This is a genomic window from Saccharothrix hoggarensis, assembly GCF_052936025.1.
Genome location: NZ_CP193624.1, coordinates 2,856,282 through 2,877,613 on the forward strand (window position 1 = coordinate 2,856,282; position 21,332 = coordinate 2,877,613).

Here is a 21,332-nt window from a genome sequence, read left to right on the forward strand (position 1 = left end):
ATGTCGTCGTCGATGGAGGACCGCATCGCCGCACTGCCCCCGCACCTGAGGGAGCAGATGCGCCGCCGGCTCGCCGGCCGCGCCGAGCAGACCGACGCCATCAAGCCCGTCGACCGGGATCGACCGCTGCCGCTGTCGTTCCCCCAGCAGCGGCTGTGGTTCCTGGACCAGTTCCAGCCCGGCGGCTCCGGCTACAACAGCGCGCTGGCGCTGCGTCTGGCCGGACGGCTGGACGTGGCGGCGCTGACCGCCGCGTTGCGCGGGCTGGTGGCCCGCCACGAGTCGCTGCGCACCACCCTGGACGAGGTCGACGGACGCGGCGTGCAGGTCGTGCACCCGCCGTTCGACCTGGACGTGCCGGTGGCCGTCACCGGTCCCGACGGGCTGGACGACGTGCTGCTGGAGGAGTACTCCCGCCCGTTCGACCTGCGGCGCGGCCCGCTGGTGCGGGCGCTGCTGGTGCGGCTCGCCGACGACGAGCACGTGCTGCTGGTCACCGCGCACCACGTCGTCACCGACGGCTGGTCGATGGGCGTGTTGACCGAGGAACTGGTCGAGTTCTACCGCGCGGCGCTGGACGGCCGCGAGGCGCCGCTGCCGCCGCTGCCGATCCAGTACGCCGACTTCGCCGCGTGGCAGCGCGAACGACTGTCCGGCGACGCGCTGCGCGGCCACCTCGACCACTGGACGCGGCGGCTGACCGGCACCACGCCGCTGGAGCTGCCCACCGACCGGGCCCGGCCGCCGGTGCGCACCACCCGCGGCGCGGCGCAGGCGTTCACCGTGCCCGCCTCCGTCACCGCGGCCCTGCGCGAGCTGGCGCAGGAGCGCGGCACGATCCTGTTCACCGTCCTCGTGGCCGCCTGCCAGGCGCTGCTGGCGCGCTACGCCGGGCAGGACGACGTGGCCGTCGGCACCGTCACCACCGGACGCAACCGCCCCGGTCTCGACAGGCTGGTCGGGTTCTTCGTCAACACCGTCGTGCTCCGGTCCGCGGTGGACACCGGGCAGGTGTTCACCGACTTCCTGGACCAGGTCAAGCAGACCGTGCAGGACGCCTACGCCCACGACGAAGCGCCGCTGGAGCAGTTGGTCGACGCGGTGCGCAAGGACCGCGACCCCAGCCGCAACCCGCTGTTCGACGTCATGGTCCTGCTCCAGAACCCGCACCGCACCCCGCCGCAGCTCCCCGGCCTGCGCGTCGAGCAGGTCGAGATGTCCCGGCGCGACGCCATCTTCGACCTCACCGTCGAGTTCCAGGAACGCGACGGCGCGCTGACCGGCCAGGTCGAGTACAACACCGACCTGTTCGACGCCGGCACGGTCGAGCGCTTCGCCGGGCACCTCGTGCTGCTGCTCGGCGGCGTGGCGGCCGACCCCCGGCGTCCCCTCGCGGAACTGCCGTGGATGTCCGACGACGAGCGCGACCAGGTGCTCGTGCGCTGGAACGACGCGCACCGCGCACCGCCCGCCGGCACCATCACCGAGCTGTTCGCCGAGCAGGTGCGGCGCGGCCCGGACCGGCCGGCGGTCGTCGCGGGGGACACCGCGCTGACCTACGCCGAGCTGGACGCCCGGGCCGATCGGCTCGCGCACCGGCTGATCGCCGCGGGCGTGCGCCCCGAGCACCCGGTGGGCCTGCTCGTCGAGCGCTCCGCCGGCCTGGTCGTCGCCGAACTGGCCGTCGCCAAGGCGGGCGCGGCGTACGTGCCGCTGGACGTGCGCGCGCCCGCCGACCGCATGAGACGGGTGCTCGACGAGGCCGGCGCCGCCGTCGTCGTCACCGACCTCGCGCACGAGAGCACCACCCGGACCGTCCACAACGGACACGTCATCCTGCTCGACGACGACCCCGGGCAGACCGGCGCCGGGCCGGTGGGCGTGCCCGTGCACCCGGACAACCTGGCCTACGTCATGTTCACGTCGGGTTCGACGGGCGTGCCGAAGGGCGTGGCGGTGCGGCACCGCGACGTGGTGGCGCTCGCCCGGGACTCCCGGTTCGGCAACGGCGCGCACGAGTGCGTGCTGCTGCACTCCGCGCAGGCGTTCGACGCCACCACTTATGAGATGTGGGTGCCGTTGCTCAACGGTGGCCGTGTGGTGGTGGCGCCGCCCGGTGACGTGGACGGGCGGGTGCTGCGCGAGGTGGTCGGCCAGCACGGTGTGACGAGCGTGTTCCTGACGTCGGGTCTGTTCCGGGTGCTGGCGCAGGACGACCCGGCGTGCTTCGCGGGGTTGCGCGAGGTGTGGACCGGCGGCGACGTCGTGCCCGCCGCGGCGGTGCGGCGGGTTCTGGAGGCGTGTCCCGGCACGACCGTGGTGGACGTCTACGGTCCCACCGAGACCACGACCTTCGCCACCTCCCACCCGATGACCTCGACCGGCGCCGTGCCCGACGTGGTGCCCATCGGCCGTCCCCTCGACGGCATGGCCGCCTACGTGCTGGACGAACACCTGCGGCCCGTCCCGTTCGGCGTGCCCGGCGAGTTGCACCTCGCGGGCGCCGGTGTGGTTCGCGGCTACCTCGGGCAGCCCGGCCTCACCGCCCAGCGGTTCCTGCCCGACCCGTTCGGCCCGCCAGGCTCCCGCATGTACCGCACCGGCGACGTGGTGCGCTGGAAGTCCGACGGCACCGTCGAGTTCGTCGGGCGCACCGACGACCAGGTCAAGATCCGCGGCTTCCGCATCGAGACCGGCGAGATCGACGGCCGGCTGATGGACCACCCCCGCGTCGCCCAAGCAGTCACCGTCGCCCGCGCCGACGACGGCCGCAAGCGGTTGGTCGCCTACCTCGTGGCGGCCGACGGCGCCGCGCCGCCCGACGCCGACCTCCGGGCGTGGCTCAAGAGCGAGCTGCCCGACTACATGGTGCCCTCGGCGTTCGTGGTCCTGGACGGGTTGCCGCTGAACGCCAACGGCAAGGTCGACCGCAAGGCCCTGCCCGCGCCCGAGGCGCCCGCCGGCACCGAGTCCCGCCACGTCGAGCCCGGCACGCCCGTGGAGCGCGAACTGGCCCGCATCTGGGCCGAGGTGCTGCGCGCCGAGCGGGTGGGCGTCGAGGACAACTTCTTCGAGCTGGGCGGCGACTCGATCCTGAGCATCCAGGTGGTCGCACGGGCCCGGCAGGCCGGCCTGAAGCTGGCCTCCAAGGACATCTTCCTGCACCCCACCATCGCCGAGCTGGCCGCGGACGTGAGCACCGCCGGCGACGAGGCGCGCGCACCCGAGGCGCCCGTCACCGGGCCCGCGCCGCTGACGCCCATCCAGGAGTGGTTCTTCGACACCGCGCCGGGCAACCCGCACCACTTCACCATGTCCACGTTCGTCGAGCTGACCCCAGACCTCGACGAGCGGGCCCTGGGCGCCGCCGTGGACGCCGTCGTGGCGCACCACGAGGCGCTGCGCACCCGCTTCACCCGTGCCGGGGACCGGTGGGCGCAGGAGGTCACGCCCACCCCGCCGACCGGCGTGCTGGCCGTGCGCGACCTGTCCGGACTGGACGGTGACGCGCTGCGCGAGGCCGTCGAGGCCGACGCGTTGGCCGCGCAGTCGGGCCTCGACCTGGGCTCGGGCTCCCTGGTCCGCGCCCTGCTGTTCCGGCTCGGCCGGGACCGCCGCCCCCGCCTGTTCATGGCCGTGCACCACCTCGTGGTGGACGGCGTGTCGTGGCGCGTCCTGCTCGGCGACCTCGACACCGCCTACCACCAGCTGCTGCGCGGCGAGCAGGTCCGGCTCGACCCCGCGGGCACCGCGTTCGCCACGTGGGCGCGCCGCCTTGCCGAACGGGTGGCCGTAGGCGAGCTGGACGCCGACCTCGACCACTGGACGGGCTTCGCCGCGTCCGCGCCGGCCGACCTGCCCGTGGACCACGAGGGCGGAGACCCGGCCGAGGACGTGCGGGCGCTCACCGTGCGGCTCGGGCGCGCCGACACCGACGCCCTGCTGCACCAGGTGCCCGGCGTCTACCGCACCCAGGTCAACGACGTGCTGCTCAGCGCGTTGGGCCGGGCGCTGGCCGACTGGACCGGCCACGACCGCGTGCTGGTCGGGCTGGAGGGCCACGGCCGCGAGGACGTGCCCGACGACCTGGACGTCTCCCGCACCGTCGGCTGGTTCACCAGCCAGTTCCCGCTCGCGCTGCACGTGCCCGACGGCGGTTGGGACGCGGTGCTCAAGTCGGTCAAGGAGCAGGTGCGGGCGCTGCCGCGCCGCGGCCAGAGCTACGGGGCGCTGCGCTACCTCGCCGCGCCCGACTCGCCGGCGGCGGCGCTGCGGGCGGACCCTCACCCCCGGATCAGCTTCAACTACCACGGCCAGTGGGACGTGGCGGGCGGCGACGACGGCCTGTACCGGGCCCGCTGCGCCCCGGTCGGCCGCGACACCGCACCCGGCAACACCCGTGCCCACCTGCTCGACGTCGTGGGCGTGGTGGAGGACGGGGAGCTGGTGCTCACCTGGCTGTACTCCGAGCGCGTGCACGACGAGTCCACCGTGTCCGCGGTGGCCGAGGCGACGATGGCCGCGTTGCGGGGGATCGTGGAGCACTGCGCGCGGCCGGACGCCGGTGGTCGCACGCCGTCGGACTTCCCGCTGGCGCGGCTGGACCAGGCGGCGGTCGACCGCCTGGTCGGCGACGGGCGCGGCGTGGAGGACGTGCACCCGCTGACCCCGCTCCAGGAGGGGATGCTGTTCCACAGCCTGGTCGACCCGTCCTCGACGGCCTACTTCGACCAGGTCCGGCTGCGGCTGGCCGGTGTCGCCGACGACCGCGCCCTGGCCACGGCCTGGCAGCGCGTCGTGGACCGCACCCCCGTGCTGCGGGGCGCGCTGGTGTGGGAGGGCGTGCCGGAGCCGGTGCAGGTGATCCGCACCGGCGTCGAGCTGCCCGTCACCCATTACGACTGGCGCGGCCTGTCCGAGCAGGACCTGCAGCGGGAGCTGGACCGGCTGTCCGACGAGAACCTCGACCTGCGCCGGGCCCCGCTGATGCGGATCACCCTTGCCCGGCTGTCCGACGACGAGGTGCTGCTCGTCTGGACCTTCCACCACGTGCTGCTGGACGGCTGGAGCCTCGCGCAGGTCTTCGCCGAGGTCTGCGAGCTCTACGCCGCCGCCACCGACGGCCGCGCGCCGCGCCTGGTGTCCCGGCGTCCGTTCCGCGACTACCTGCGCTGGCTGGCCGGCCGGGACCGGTCGGAGGCCGAGCGGCACTGGCGCGGCGTGCTGGCGGGATTCGCCGCGGCCACCCCGCTGCCCCGCGACCGGCAGCCCGCCCGGGACCACGCCACCGAGTCCTCCGGCACGGCGCCCGTGGTCCTCACCGCCGAGCAGACCGATCGACTGCGCCGCGCCGCCCGTGCGGCGGGGTTGACGGTGAACACGGTGGTGCAGGGTGCGTGGGCGTTGTTGTTGTCGCGTTTCAGCGGTGAGTCGGATGTGGTGTTCGGGACGACGGTGTCGGGTCGTCCGGCGGAGTTGCCGGGTGTGGAGTCGATGGTCGGCCTGTTCATCAACACCGTGCCCACCAGGGCGACCGTGCGCGGTGACGCCGTGACCCTGGCGTGGCTCAAGGAGTTCCAGGCCGCCCAGACCGAGTCGCGGCGGTTCGACTTCGTGTCGTTGGCCGACCTGAGGTCGTGGAGCGACGTGCCGGCGGGCGCGAACCTGTTCGACAGCGCCGTGGTGTTCGAGAACTACCCGCTCAACGACGTCGCCGAGGTGGGCGGCATCCGGGTGACCGAGGTCCGGGCCCGCGACACCACGAACTTCCCGCTCACCCTCAGCGCCGTCCTGGACGACCGGCTGCGCCTGGACCTGGCCTACGACCCCGCCCTGTTCGACGCCGACACCGCCCGCGGTCTCGCCGACCGCCTGCACCTGCTCGTCGACGCCATCGCGACCGACGCGGACCGGCCGTTGGCCGAGTTGCCGCTGATGGACGAGGAGGAGCGTCGGCGGGTGGTGGTGGAGTGGAACGACACGGCGGGTGAGGTGCCGGCGGTGACGTTCCCGGAGGTGTTCGAGGCGCAGGTTAGGGCGACTCCGGACGCGACCGCGCTGGTGGTGGGGGACCGGTCGTTGAGCTTCGCCGAGTTGAATGCCCGCGCCAACCGCGTCGCGCGGGCGTTCGTCGCTGCGGGCGTTGGTCCGGAGCGCTCGGTGGCGCTGTCGCTGCCGCGCTCGGTGGAGTTCGTGGTGGCGCTGCTGGCGGTGTGGAAGGCCGGTGGTGTCTACCTGCCGATCGACCCGGACCTGCCCGCCGACCGCGTGGACTTCGTGCTGCGCGACGCCGACCCGGTGCTGGTGGTCGACGGGGCACTGCCGACCGCCGACGACGCCACCGATCTGACCGATGGGGATCGGCTGTCGCCCCTGAGGCCGGAGAACGCGGCGTACGTGATCTACACGTCGGGTTCCACCGGCAGGCCCAAGGGTGTGGTGGTGAAGCACCGCAGCTTGGTCAACCTGCTGGTCAACCACCGCGAGGACTTCGTCGCCGACGCCGGTGGCGGGCGGCTGCGCGTCGGGCTGTCGGCGGTGTTCTCGTTCGACACGTCGTTGGAGGGTTTCGTGCTCATGGCCGACGGCCACGAGCTGCACGTCCTGGAGGACGACGTGCGCCTGGACCCGCCCGCGTTCATCGAGTACGTCGTGCGACAGCGGATCGACTTCCTCGACCTGACCCCCTCCTACGCGCAGCAGTTGCTGGTGGCAGGGTTGTTGGAGCGCGAGCACCGGCCGAAGGTGCTCATGCTGGGTGGTGAGCCGATCGGCGAGTCGTTGTGGCGTCGGCTGGGCGAGGTGCCCGGCGTGGCGAGCTACAACTTCTACGGCCCGACCGAGTCCACTGTGGACGCTCTGTCGTGCCGGATCACCGGTGACGGTCGGCCGGTCGTCGGACGCCCGTTGCGCAACGTGCGGGCCTACGTGCTGGACGGGGACTTCCGCCCGGTGCCGGTCGGCGTGCCCGGCGAGCTGTTCCTGGCGGGCGCGCAGATCGCCCGCGGCTACCTCAACCGCCCCGGTCTGACCGCCGAGCGGTTCCTGGACGACCCGTTCGGCGGTCCGGGTGAGCGCATGTACCGCACCGGCGACCGTGCGCGGTGGCACGCCGACGGCCGCATCGAGTACCTCGGCCGCACCGACGAGCAGGTCAAGATCCGCGGCTTCCGCATCGAACCCGGCGAGGTCGAGGCCGCCCTCACCCGCCACCCCGACGTGCGCGAGGCCGTGGTCGTCGCCCGGGAGGACGGCGGCGCCAAGCGCCTCGTCGCCTACGTCGTGCCCACCGACTCCACCGTGCCCACCACGGCGGACCTGCGGTCCTGGCTGGGGAGCACCCTGCCCGACTACATGGTGCCCGCCGCGTTCGTCGCACTGGACGCGGTGCCCGTGACGCCCAACGGCAAGGTCGACCGCCGCTCCCTGCCCGCCCCCGACCTCGCCGCGGCCCGCGGTCGCCACGTCGCACCGCGCACCGACGCGGAGCGCGACGTCGCCGACATCTGGTCCGAGGTGCTCGGCGTGCCGGGCATCGGCGTCGAGGACAACTTCTTCGAGCTGGGCGGCGACTCCATCCTCAGCATCCGGGTGATCTCCCGGCTGCGCACCGCGTTCGACGTGGAGATGTCGCCGCGCGCCCTGTTCACCCACCCGACCGTCGCGGGGCTCGCCGAGCTGGTCTCGGCCTCCGCCCGCGTCCGCACGGCCGACATCCCGGTCGTGCCGCGCGACGGGGCGCTGCCGCTGTCGTTCGCGCAGCAGCGGCTGTGGTTCCTCGACCAGTTCGAGCCCGGCGGCGTCGACTACCTGACGCCGTCGATCCTCCGGCTGCGCGGCCCGCTGGACGTGGCCGCGCTCGACACGGCGTTGACCGCGCTGGTGGCGCGGCACGAGTCGCTGCGCACCTCGTTCGACACCGTCGACGGGCGGGGCGTGCAGGTCGTGCACCCGGCGCACCGCGTCCGGGTGCCGCTGGTCGACCTCACCGGGCGGCCCGCGGCCGAGCTGGAGCGCGTGCTCACCGAGGAGACGACCACCCCGTTCGACCTGCGCGACGCCCCGCTGCTGCGTGCGCGGCTGGTGCGGCTGGGACCGGACGACCACGTCCTGTCCCTGGTGCTGCACCACATCGTCACCGACGGCTGGTCCAACGGCGTGCTGCTGGGAGAGCTGGGCGCCTGCTACGAGGCCGCCACGCTCGGCACCGAGGCCAAGTTGCCGGAGCTGCCCGTGCAGTACGCCGACTACGCGGTGTGGCAGCGCAAGGCGCTGACCGAGGAGACCGTGGAGGAGCACCTCGCCCACTGGCGGCGCGCGCTCGACGGCGTCCGGCCGCTGGAGCTGCCCACCGACCGGCCCCGGCCGGCGACGCGCGGCAAGCAGGGCGCGCTGGTGCACTTCCGGGTCCCCGCCGAGGTCACCGACCGGCTCAAGGCCCTGGCCCGGCAGCAGGACGGCACCCTGTTCATGGTGCTGCTGGCCGCCTGCCAGGTGCTGTTCTCGCGCTGGTCCGGGCAGCGGGACATCGCGGTCGGCACCGTCGTGTCCGGCCGTGACCGCACCGAGCTGGAGGGGCTGGTCGGCTTCTTCGTCAACACGCTGGTGCTGCGCGCCGACGTCGACCCCCGGCACCGCTTCACCGAGTTCCTGAGCGGCGTGCGGGAGACCGTGCTCGACGCCTTCGCCCACCAGGACGTGCCGTTCGAGCGGGTCGTGGACGAGGTGCACCCGGTGCGCGACCCCAGCCGCACGCCGCTGTTCCAGGCGATGGTGGTCCTGCAGAACACCCCTGACGACGGCCCGCGCCTGCCCGGCCTGCGCGTCGAGGAGGTGCCGCCGCCGTCGGTGGCCGCGGGCTTCGACGTGTCGTTCCAGTTCCAGGAGTTCGAGGGCCGGCTGGAGGCGGTGCTGACCTACGACACCGCGCTGTTCGACGCCGCCACGGCCGAGCGGATGGCCGCCCACGTCGGCGTGCTGCTCGACGGCGTGGCCGCCGACGCGGACCGCGCCGTCGCCGCCCTGCCGCTGCTGACCGACGACGAGCTGCGGCACGTGCTGGAGGACTGGAACGACACCGGATCAAGCGGTGGCGCACCGGCCTACCACGAGGTCTTCCAGGCGCAGGCCGCCCGCACCCCCGACGCGACGGCCCTGGTGGCAGGCGACCGGTCGTGGTCCTTCGCCGAGTTGAACGCCGACGCCAACCGCCTGGCCCGGCACCTCGTCGCGGCCGGCGTCGGACCCGAGTCCGTCGTGGCGCTGGCGCTGCCCCGCTCGCCGGGGATGGTCGTGTCCGTGCTGGCCGTGCTCAAGGCAGGCGGCGCGTACCTGCCGGTGGACCCCGATCACCCGGCCGACCGCGTCGCCCACCTGCTGGACGACGCGCGGCCCGTGCTCGTGGTCACCACCGGCGACGGCGGCAACATCCCCGACGGGCTGCCGCGCGTGGTGCTCGACGACCCCGCCACGCGCGCGGCCGTCGACGCCCTGCCCGCCACCGACCCGACCGACGACGACCGCGCGGCGACCCTGCGGCCCGAGCACCCGGCGTACGTGATCTACACGTCCGGGTCGACCGGCCGCCCCAAGGGCGTCGTGGTCGAGCACCGCAACCTCGCCAACCTCGTCGCCGACCACCACACCCGCCTGCTGCCCGGCGACGGGACGCGGCTGCGCGGCACTGCCACCGCGGTGTTCTCCTTCGACGCGTCGTGGGAGGGCCTGCTCCTGCTCGCCGCGGGCCACGAGCTGCACCTGGTCGACGACGCCGTCCGGCTCGACCCGCGGGCGATGGCCGAACACCTGGTCCGGAACCGGATCGACTTCCTGAGCTGCACCCCGTCCTACTTCCGGCAGTTGCTGCCCGAGGGCGTGCTGACCCACCCGGAGCACCGGCCGCGGCTGGTGGCCCTGGGCGGCGAGGCCGTGGACGAGCCGCTGTGGCGGGCACTGGCCGACGCAGACGGCGTCACCGGCTACAACCTCTACGGCCCCACCGAGTGCACCGTCGACTCGGTGTGGACTCCGATCGCCGACCGCGACCGCCCGGTGATCGGCACTCCAGGCCGCAACCTGCGCGCCTACGTGCTGGACGCCGAGCTGCGGCCCGCGCCGATCGGCGTCCCCGGCGAGCTGTACCTGGCCGGCGACCAGGTGGCGCGCGGCTACCTGCACCGGCCCGGCCTGACCGCGGAGCGGTTCGTCGCCGACCCGTTCGGCACGCCCGGCACCCGCATGTACCGCACCGGCGACGTGGTCCGGTGGACCGCCGACGGCGTGCTGGAGTACCAGGGCCGCGCGGACGACCAGGTCAAGGTCCGGGGCTACCGCATCGAGCCCGGTGAGATCGAGGCCGCCCTGACCCGTCACCCCGACGTGGCCCAGGCCGTCGTCGTCGCCCGCGAGGACGAACCCGGCCACCAGCGGCTCGTCGGGTACGCGGTGCCCGCCGGCTCGACCGCGCCCACCGCCGACGACCTGCGGGCCTGGCTCAAGCGCGACCTGCCCGACTACATGGTGCCGTCGCTGTTCGTCGTGCTGGACGAGCTGCCCAAGACCGACAGCGGCAAGGTCGACCGCCGCGCCCTGCCCGCCCCCGACGCGCGCGGCGGCGTGCAGGAGGGCTACGTGCCGCCCCGCACGCCCGTCGAGCAGGAGCTGGCAAGCGTGTGGGCCGAGGTGCTGCGGGTCGAGCGCGTCGGCGTGCACGACAACTTCTTCGGCCTGGGCGGCGACTCGATCCTGAGCATCCAGCTCGTCTCCCGTGCCCGGCAGGCCGGGCTGGAGCTGGTCACCAAGGACGTCTTCACCCACCAGACCGTCGCCGAGCTGGCCACCGTCGTGCGCACCGGCGCCGGGCGGACCGCCGAGCGGCCCGACATCGCCGGACCCGCGCCGCTGACCCCCATCCAGCGCTGGTTCCTCGACTCGGCGCAGGACCCTCACCGCTTCACCATGTCGTTCCACCTGGAGCTGGAGGAGGACGTGGACCCGGTGGCGCTGTCACGCGCCGTGGACGCGGTCGTCGCCCACCACGAGGCGCTGCGCACCCGGTTCACCCAGCTGGACGGCCAGTGGCGGCAGGAGCCCGCGCCGGTCGGCCTCGGCGGGCACCTGAAGTACTACGACGTGTCCGGCCTGGACGAGAGCTCCCGTGCCAAGACCGTGGCCGCGGTCGTCAAGGCGGCCCGGTCCGGCCTCGACATCGCCCAGGGGCCCCTGCTGCAAGCCCTGCTGTTCGCCGACGGGAACCGGCCGAGCTTGTTCCTCACCGTGCACCACCTCGTGGTGGACGGCGTGTCGTGGCGCGTCCTGCTCGACGATCTGGAGACGGCCTACCGCCAGGTCGTCGCCGGGCAGGACGTCGACCTCGCGCCGGTGGGCACCCGCTTCACCCAGTGGGCTCACCGACTGGCCGAGCACGTGCGCTCTGGCGCGTTCGACGACGAGTTGGCCTACTGGAGCGCGGTGCTCGACGGCGAGCCCGGCGCGCTCCCGGTGGACCGCGACGGTCCCAACACCGCCGGGTCCACCCACGTCGTATCGGTCCGGCTCGACCGCGACCACACCGACGCCCTGCTGCACCGGGTGCCCGACGCCTACCGCACGCAGGCCAACGACGTGCTGCTCAGCGCGCTGGGCCGGGCGCTGGCCGACTGGACGGGCCGCGACCGGGTGGCCGTCACGATGGAGGGCCACGGCCGCGAGGACGTGCTCGACGGCGTGGACACCTCGCGCACGGTCGGCTGGTTCACCACCCAGTACCCCATCGCGCTCACCGTCCCCGCCGGGGATTGGGGCACTGTGCTCAAGTCGGTCAAGGAGCAGGTGCGGGCCGTGCCCCGCCGCGGCTTCGGTTACGAGGCCCTGCGGCAGCTCGGCACGGTCGGCGCGGCGGTCCTCGGCGGCGCGGCGCTGCCCCCGGTCAGCTTCAACTACCACGGGCAGTGGGGCGTGGCATCCGACGAGGGGGAGGGCCTGTACCGGGCCCGGCTGGACACCCCCGGCGACGAGGCGCCCGCCCACAGCGCGCGGGCGTTCCTGCTCGACGTCGTCGGCGGCGTCGAGGACGGCGAACTGGTCCTGTCGTGGTTCTACTCCGAGAACGTGCACGACGAGTCGACCGTGCGCGCGGTGGCCGAGGCGACGATGGCCGCGTTGCGGGGGATCGTGGAGCACTGCGCGCGGCCGGAGGCCGGTGGTCGCACGCCGTCGGACTTCCCGCTGGCGCGGCTGGACCAGGCCGCGGTGGACCGCCTGGTCGGTGACGGCCGGTCGGTCGAGGACCTGTACCCGCTGACCCCGCTCCAGGCGGGCATGGTGTTCCACACGCTGGTGGACGACACCTCCGACGCCTACTTCAACCGGTTCCGGCTGCGGCTGGCCGGCGTCACCGACCCGCGGGCGCTGGCCGAGGCGTGCCGCCGCGTCGTGGACCGCACCACCGTGCTGCGCAGCACCGTGGTGTGGGAGGGCGTGGAGGAGCCGCTCCAGGTCGTGCACCGCCGGGTCGAGGTGCCGGTCGCGCACCACGACTGGCGGCACCTGTCCGAACCGGAGCGGGAGGCCGCCCACGAGCGGCTGATGGCCGAGAGCGCCGACGAGCTGGACCTGACCCGGCCACCGCTGCTGCGACTGGCCGTGGCGCGGTTGACCGACGACGAGGTCACCTTGTTCTGGACCGCCCACCACGTCCTGATGGACGGGTGGAGCCTCGCCCAGGTGCTGGCAGAGGTGTGCGAGCAGTACGCCGCCCTCGCCGGGGACCGCGCGCCGCGGCTCGCCCCGCGCCGACCCTTCCGCGACTACCTGCGGTGGCTCGCGGAGCAGGACATCGCGGCGGCCGAGCAGCACTGGCGGCAGGTGCTGGCGGGCGTCGAGTCGCCTACCCCGCTGCCCTGGGACCGGCCGCCCGTCGAGGCGCACCGCGCCGCGTCCAGCGCCTCGGTCGGCGCCGAGCTGACCCCGGAGCGGTCGGAGGCACTGGACCGGGTGGCTCGCACCGCCGGTCTCACGGTGAACACGGTGGTGCAGGGTGCGTGGGCGTTGTTGTTGTCGCGTTTCAGCGGTGAGTCGGATGTGGTGTTCGGGACGACGGTGTCGGGTCGTCCGGCGGAGTTGCCGGGTGTGGAGTCGATGGTCGGCCTGTTCATCAACACCGTGCCGACCAGGGTCCGGGTCGACGCGAGCCGGGGCGTGCTGCCGTGGCTGCGGCAACTCCAGGCCGAGCAGATCGAGTCGCGGCGGTTCGACTTCGTGTCGTTGGCCGACCTGAGGTCGTGGAGCGACGTGCCGGCGGGCGCGAACCTGTTCGACAGCGCCGTGGTGTTCGAGAACTACCCCGTGGACGACCTGGTCAACGCCGAGCAGCAGGTCCGCGTCCTGGAGGTCGAGGGCGCCGACACCACCAGCTTCGCGCTCGCCCTCAGCGCCAACCTCGGCGACCGGCTGCGCCTGGAGCTGGACTACGACCCCCGCCTGTTCGACCCCGCGACCGCCGAACGCCTCGCCGCCCGCCTGGTGGTGCTGCTGGACGCCATCGCGACCGACGCGGACCGGCCGTTGGCCGAGTTGCCGCTGATGGACGAGGAGGAGCGTCGGCGGGTGGTGGTGGAGTGGAACGACACGGCGGGTGAGGTGCCGGCGGTGACGTTCCCGGAGGTGTTCGAGGCGCAGGTTAGGGCGACTCCGGACGCGACCGCGCTGGTGGTGGGGGACCGGTCGTCGACCTTCGCCGAGTTGAACGCCCGCGCCAACCGCCTCGCTCGCCACCTGGTGTCGGTCGGCGTCGGACCCGAGCGCGTGGTCGGGCTGTCGCTGCCGCGCACGGTGGAGTTCGTGGTGGCGCTGCTGGCGGTGTGGAAGGCCGGTGGCGTCTACCTGCCGATCGACCCGGACCTGCCCGCGGACCGCGTGGACTTCCTGATCGGCGACGCGAACCCCGTGCTGGTGGTCACCACGGCGCTGCTCGACTCGCCGGAGGTCGCCGCGGTCACCGGATCCGCCGACCTGACCGACGAGGACCGGCTCGCGCCGCTGCGCCCGGACAACGCGGCCTACGTGATCTACACGTCGGGGTCGACGGGCACGCCCAAGGGCGTGGTGGTGGAGCACCGCAGTCTGGTCAACCTGCTGGTCAACCACCGCGAGGACTTCGTCGCGGACGCCGGTGGCGGGCGGCTGCGCGTGGCGCTGTCGGCGGTGTTCTCCTTCGACACGTCCTTGGAGGGCTTCGTGCTCATGGCCGACGGCCACGAGCTGCACGTGCTCGACGAGGACCTGCGACTGGACCCGCCGGCGCTGGTGGACTACGTCGTGGAGCGCCGCATCGACTTCATGGACCTCACGCCGTCCTACGCGCAGCAGTTGCTGTCGGCCGGGCTGCTGGACCGGGAGCACCGGCCCAAGGTGCTGATGCTCGGCGGCGAGGCGATCGGCGAGTCGCTGTGGCGTCGGCTGGGCGAGGTGCCCGGCGTGGCGAGCTACAACTTCTACGGCCCGACCGAGTCCACTGTGGACGCCCTGTCGTGCCGCATCACGCCGGACTCGCCCGTGGTGGTGGGCCGCCCACTGCGCAACGTGCGCGCGTACGTCCTCGACGAGGACTTCCGGCCCGTCCCGGTCGGCGTGCCCGGCGAGCTGTTCCTGGCGGGCGCGCAGATCGCCCGCGGCTACCTCAACCGCCCGGGTCTGACGGCCGAGCGGTTCCTGGACGACCCGTTCGGCGGTCCGGGTGAGCGCATGTACCGCACCGGCGACCGTGCGCGGTGGCACGCCGACGGCCGCGTCGAGTACCTCGGCCGCACCGACGAGCAGGTCAAGATCCGCGGCTTCCGCATCGAACCCGGCGAGGTCGAGGCGGTCCTCACCCGGCACCCCGACGTGCGCGAAGCGGTCGTCGTCGCCCGGCAGGACGGTGACCACAAGCGCCTCGTGGCCTACGTCGTCCCGGCCGGGCCGAGCCCGGCGGAGCTGCGGTCGTGGCTGACCGAGCGCCTGCCCGACCACATGGTGCCGTCGGCGTTCGTGGGGCTCGACGCGGTGCCCGTGACGCCCAACGGCAAGGTCGACCGCCGCGCCCTGCCCGCGCCGGACGTGCTCGCCGACACGGGCACGGTCTACCGGGCGCCGCGCACGCCCACCGAGGAACGCGTCTGCCGCGCCTGGGCCGACGTGCTGCGGGTGCCGCGCGTGGGGCTCGACGACAACTTCTTCGAACTGGGCGGCGACTCGATCCTCAGCATCCGGGTCGTGTCCCGGCTGCGCGCCGAGCTGGACCTGCCGGTGTCGCCGCGGGTGCTGTTCACCGCGCCCACCCCGGCCAGGCTGGTCGAGGCGCTGGCCGCGGAGACCGGGGTGGAGGACGCCATCCCCCGCGCGCCGCGCGACGGGGTCCTGCCGCTGTCGTTCGCCCAGCAGCGGCTGTGGTTCCTCGACCAGTTCGAACCCGGCGGCGCGGAGTACCTCTCGCCGTCTATCCTCCGGCTGCGCGGCGCGTTGGACGTCGACGCGCTCGCCGGTGCGTTGACCGCGCTGGTCGCCCGGCACGAGTCGCTGCGCACCACGTTCGACACCGTCGACGGCCGCGGCGTGCAGGTCGTGCACCCGCCGCACGCGGTCGACCTGCCCGTGGTGGAGGTGCCCGGCGGCGAAGCCGGGCTGGACGAGGCGCTGACGGCGGAGACCACGCGGCCGCTGGACCTGGCCCGCGGCCCGCTGCTGCGCCCGGTGCTGCTGCGCCTGGCGGACGACGACCACGTGTTGCTGCTGGCGATGCACCACATCGTCACCGACGGCTGGTCCGCCGGCGTGCTCACCGCCGAACTGGGCGTCCTCTACCGCGCAGAGGTGTCCGGAGTGGACGCCGAGCTGCCCGAACTCCCGGTGCAGTACGCGGACTACGCGGTCTGGCAGCGCGAGCGGTTGGCCGGACCCGAGCTGGAGCGGCAGCTCGACCACTGGCGCGAGCGGCTGGCCGGCGTGCCGCCGCTGGAACTGCCCACCGACCGGCCACGGCCCGCCGTCCGCAGCACCAAGGGCGCGGTGCACCCCTTCACCGTGCCCACCGCGGTCACCGACCGGCTCAAGGACCTGGCCCGGCAGCAGGACGGCACCCTGTTCATGGCGCTGGTCGCCGCGTGCCAGGCGCTGTTCGCCCGCTGGTCCCGGCAGGACGACGTCGCCGTGGGCACCGTCGCCTCCGGGCGTGAGCGCACCGAGCTGGAAGGGCTGATCGGGTTCTTCGTCAACACGCTGGTGCTGCGGTCCTCCGTGGACGGCTCGCGCAGCTTCCGCGACTTCCTGGGGCAGGTGCGCACCACCGCGCTGGACGCGTTCGCCCACCAGGACGTGCCGTTCGAGCGCATCGTCGACGAGGTGCGGCCCGAGCGGGACACCAGCCGCACACCGCTGTTCCAGGTCATGGTGCTCCTGCAGAACAACCCGGAACCCGCGTCCGAGCTGCCCGGTCTGCAGGTGGAGGACCTCGCGCTGCCGGTGGTCGCGGCGAACTTCGACCTCACCGTCGAGTTCCAGGAAGCCGACGACGCCCTGCACGGCGCGGTCAGCTACAGCACCGACCTGTTCGACGCCGCCACCGTCGAACGGCTGACCGGCAACCTGGCCGTGCTGCTGGAGGCCGCCGTCGCCGATCCCGACCGCCCGCTCGCCGAGCTGCCGCTGATGGCGGACGACGAGCGGCGGCACGCCCTGGACGTCGGCAACGACACCGCGCACGCCGTCCCCGACGCGACGCTGCCCGCGCTGTTCCGGGCGCAGGTGGACCGCACACCCGACGCGACCGCGCTGGTGGACGGCGGCGTGGCGCTGACCTACGCGCAGCTCGACGCCCGCGCCACCCGGTTGGCGCGGCGGCTGGTCGAGCGGGGCGTCGGGCCCGACCGGTACGTGGCGATCTCGCTGCCGCGCTCGGCCGAGCTGGTCGTGGCGGTGCTGGCCGTGCTCAAGGCGGGCGGCGCGTACGTGCCGATCGAGCCGGACCACCCGGCCGACCGGGTCGCGTTCGTGCTCGACGACGCCCGCCCCGTGCTGGTGCTGGACGACCTCGCGCGGGTGCGTGAGGACTCCGCCGCCGCCGACGAGGTCGCCGACCTGACCGACCGCGACCGCACCCGGCCGCTCACCACCCGCGACCCGGCGTACGTGATCTACACGTCCGGGTCCACCGGCCGCCCCAAGGGCGTCGTGGTCGAGCACCGCTCGGTGGTGAACTACCTGAGCTGGGCGGGCGAGGTCTACCCGGGCCTGCGCGGCGCGGCGGTCCTGCACTCGCCGGTGTCGTTCGACCTCACCGTCACCACCCTGCTCGGGCCGCTGCTGGTCGGCGGACGCGTCCTGGTCCACGAACTGGCCGAGGACGCGAAGCCCGCCGAACGGGCGACGTTCCTCAAGGCCACGCCCAGCCACCTGCCCCTGCTGGGCGCCGTCCCGGCGGAGCTGTCGCCGAGCGGGGACCTGGTCGTCGGCGGTGAGCAACTGCTCGGTGAGGTGGTGGACGAGTGGCGCCGCGCGAACCCCACCGCCACCGTCGTCAACGAGTACGGGCCCACCGAGGCGACCGTCGGCTGCATGGAGCACCGCGTCGAACCCGGCGACCCGCTGGCGCCCGGCCCGGTGCCCATCGGCCACCCCGCCTGGAACACCCGGCTCTACGTCGTGGACGACCTGCTGAACCCGGTGCCCGTCGGCGTGCCCGGCGAGCTGTGCATCGCCGGCGACGGGCTGGCCCGCGGCTACCTCGACCGGCCGGGCCTGACCGCCTCCCGGTTCGTGGCCTGCCCGTTCGGCGAGCCGGGGGGGCGGATGTACCGCTCGGGCGACCTGGTCCGCCGCCGCGCCGACGGCACGGTCGAGTACCTGGGCCGCATCGACGACCAGGTCAAGATCCGCGGCCACCGCATCGAGCCCGGCGAGGTGGAGGCCGCGCTGCTCGCCCACCCCGGCGTCGCCGAGGCGGCGGTCGTGGCCAGGGACACCGGCCAGGGCCACGCCCGCCTGGTCGCCTACCTGGTCCACACCGGGGCCGGCGCGGACGCGGCGGAGCTGCGGGAGTTCCTGGGCCGCGGCCTGCCCGCGTACATGGTGCCCTCGGCGTTCGTGACGCTGCCCGCGCTGCCGGTGACGCCCAACGGCAAGCTGGACCGGGCCGCGCTGCCCGCTCCGGAGACGCCCGCCGAGGACGAGGGGCGGCACGTCGCACCGCGCACCCCGGTGGAGGCCGCGCTCGCCGAGGTGTGGGCGGCCGTGCTCGGCGCGGACCGGATCGGGGTGCGGGACAACTTCTTCGAGCTGGGCGGCGACTCGATCCTGGTCATCCAGGTCGTGTCCCGGGCGCGCAGGGCGGGGTTGGCCCTGACCACCAAGGACTTGTTCCGGTACCAGACGATCGAGGCCCTGGCCCCCGCGGTCACCGAGGTCGTCGACACCCCAGCGGACATCGCCGAGGTCGTGGGCGAGGTGCCGCTGACACCGATCCAGCAGTGGTTCTTCGACACCCGCGCGGTCGCGCCGCACCACTTCAACCAGTCCATGCTGCTGGAGCTGGACCCCGCGGTGGACCAGCGCGCCCTGGAGCGGGCGCTCGACGCCCTGCTCGTCCACCACGACGCGCTGCGGATGCGCTACGAGCGGGTCGACGGGCGGTGGCGCCAGCACAACGCCCCGGTCGAACCGGTCACCGTCCTCGACCGGCACGACCTCACCGCCGTCGCCGAGCGGGACCGCGAGGCGCGCGTGGTCGAGATGGCCGACCGGGTGCACGCGGGCTTCGACCTGGCCCGCGGTCCGCTGCTCAAGGCCGTGCTGTTCCACGCCGACGGCACGCCGCCGCGCCTGTTCATCACCGTGCACCACCTCGTCGTGGACGGCGTGTCGTGGCGGGTGCTGCTCGACGACCTCGACACCGCCTACCGGCAGGCCGCCCGCGGCGAGGAGGTCGACCTGGGCGCCAAGAGCACGTCCTTCCGGGAGTGGGCGCAGCGGCTCGAACGGCACGTCGCCGAAGGCGGCTTCGACCACGAGCTGGACCACTGGGAGGCCGCGCTGCGGGCGGAGCCCCTGCCGGTCGACCACGAGCAGCCGCAGCCCGGCACCCCGGCCGGCACGGTGCACGTGGCCTTGGGCGCCGAGGACACCGACGCGCTGCTGCACCTGGCCCCCGCCGCCTACCGGACCAGGGTCAACGACGTCCTGCTCAGCGCCCTGGCCCACGCCCTGGCCCGGTTCACCGGGCGCTCCACCGTGTCGCTCGACATGGAGGGCCACGGCCGCGAGGACGTCCTCGGCGCGGACCTGACCCGCACAGTCGGCTGGTTCACCACGCTCTACCCGGTCGCCCTCACGGTGCCTGAGGGGGACGAGCCGAAGTGGCGCGACCTGGTGAAGGCGGTGCGGCGGCAGCTGCGCACGGTCCCCGGCAACGGCTTCGGCTTCGGGGCGCTGCGGTACCTCGGCTCGCCGGAAGCGCGCGAACGCCTGTCGGGCTCCGGCCCGCAGATCGTGTTCAACTACCTGGGCCAGTCCGACAGCGTCACCGACCAGGCCGGCGACTCGCTCTACCGGGCGGTGCACGACCCGATCGGGCAGGACAGCGACCCGACCGACCGCGGACCGCACCTGCTGGAGGTGGTGGGCGGTGTCGCCGAGGGTCAACTGCGCTTCACGTGGTACCACCAGCCCGACCGGCACGACGAGGCCACTGTGCGCCGGGTCGCGGAGGACTTCCTCGATGCGCTGCGCGGCATCGCTGCGGACTGCCGGGGCAGGCGGTGACCACCCCGCTGTCGCGCAACCGCGACTACCGGCTGCTGTGGGTCGGCCAGGCGCTGTCCGAGGCCGGCTCCAGCGCGTCCACCATCGCGCTGCCGCTGCTGGTGCTCGCGCTGACCGGCTCGGCGGCGGCGTCCGGCCTCGTGCTGGGCGCCGGCGCCGCCGCGCAGCTGCTCGCCGGACTCCCGGCGGGCGCCCTGGTCGACCGCTGGGACCGGCGGCGGGTGATGCTGGTCTGCGAGGCGGTGCAGGCGCTCGCGGTAGGCGGGCTCGTCGTCGCCCTGTGGTTCGACTGGGCCGACGTGCTGCACGTGGTGCTCGTGGTCGTCGTCCTCGGCGTGTGCCGGTCGCTGTCCGAACCGGCCGAGGACGCCGCGCTGCCCGCCCTGGTGCCGGAGAGCCAGCTGTCCACCGCGGTGGCGCTCAACGCGGCCCGCGGCTACGTGGGGCAGCTCGCCGGCACCGCGCTGGGCGGCGTCCTGTTCGGGCTGCGGCGCTGGCTGCCGTTCGCCGTGGAGGCGCTGGCGCACGCGGCCGCGTTCCTCGCGTTGCTGTTCGTCCGCATCCCCGCCCGCACCGCGCAGCGGGCCCCTGCCCGGCACTTCCGCCGCGAGGTCGCGGAGGGCCTGAAGTGGGTCTGGGGTCAACCGGTGGTGCGGGTGGTCGCGGTCTGCGCCATCGGTCTCAACCTGTTCTTCCAGGCGTTCTACCTGCTCGTGCTCGCCGTCGCCCAGCAGCGCGGCGTCCCGTCCGGCCAGATCGGCGTCATGGCGGCCATGCTCGGCGCGGGCGGCGTCCTGGGTGCCCTGGTGGCGCCGCGCCTGCACCGGTCGCTGCGCCCGCATCTCTCCATCGTCGGCGCGTTCTGGGCGATCACCGCCTTGATGCCGTTGGCGGCGGTGACCGGGAACGGCTACCAGACCGGTGCCGTGTTCGCCGCGATGGCGTTCCTCGCGCCCACCGCCAACACCACCATCACCACCTACCAGCTCCTGCTCACCCCGGACGAGCTGAGGGGCAGGCTCAGCAGCGTCATGGGCGTCGCCCTCGGCACAGCGGCGATAGCGGGTCCCGCCGTCGGCGGTTTCCTGGCCGAACTGCTGCGCCCCACCCCTGCGATCCTGACCTGCGCGGCCGGCACCGCCCTGCTCACCCTCTACGCCACCGCCAGCCCCACCCTGCGCCACCTGTCCCACCACGAGTCCGCCACCCCGGTGACGTCGAGCGGGCTCCAGTGACACGAGCAGGACCGGCGCTCCCGGCGACGTGACCAACACCTGCCGGACCGCCGGGGGCGGCTCCGGTCCGGCTTGAACCGGGGGAGGGGAGATGGGGCGTGATCCGGAGGGCACCGGCAATGAGCGACGGGCATACGCGTGCACGCCCTCGTGCAGCGCGCCACGCGCGGAACCTCCGCACGCTGGGCCGTGCGGCGGCCACGGCGTTCCAGGAGGTCTGGCCGCGCGATCGTGGCCGAGCCGACCTCGTCACGGTTGGGGATCACGGTGATCAGGTTCGGGCTGGTCCCGGTCAGGCGAACCTCC

The 21,332-nt window shown here is 74.0% G+C and carries 2 protein-coding genes; both read left to right on the forward strand.

Annotation, left to right across the window (positions count from 1 at the left end; all coding sequences use genetic code 11):
* Complete coding sequence (locus tag ACRAKH_RS13450; protein ID WP_447009850.1) at positions 1 to 19,791, forward strand: non-ribosomal peptide synthase/polyketide synthase; 19,791 nt, start codon at positions 1 to 3, stop codon at positions 19,789 to 19,791.
* Positions 19,788 to 21,026, forward strand: coding sequence for an MFS transporter (locus ACRAKH_RS13455; protein ID WP_447009851.1), 1,239 nt, complete (start codon positions 19,788 to 19,790; stop codon positions 21,024 to 21,026). Before ACRAKH_RS13450 ends, ACRAKH_RS13455 begins: the two co-directional genes overlap by 4 nt.
* The last annotated feature ends 306 nt before the right edge of the window (positions 21,027 to 21,332 follow it).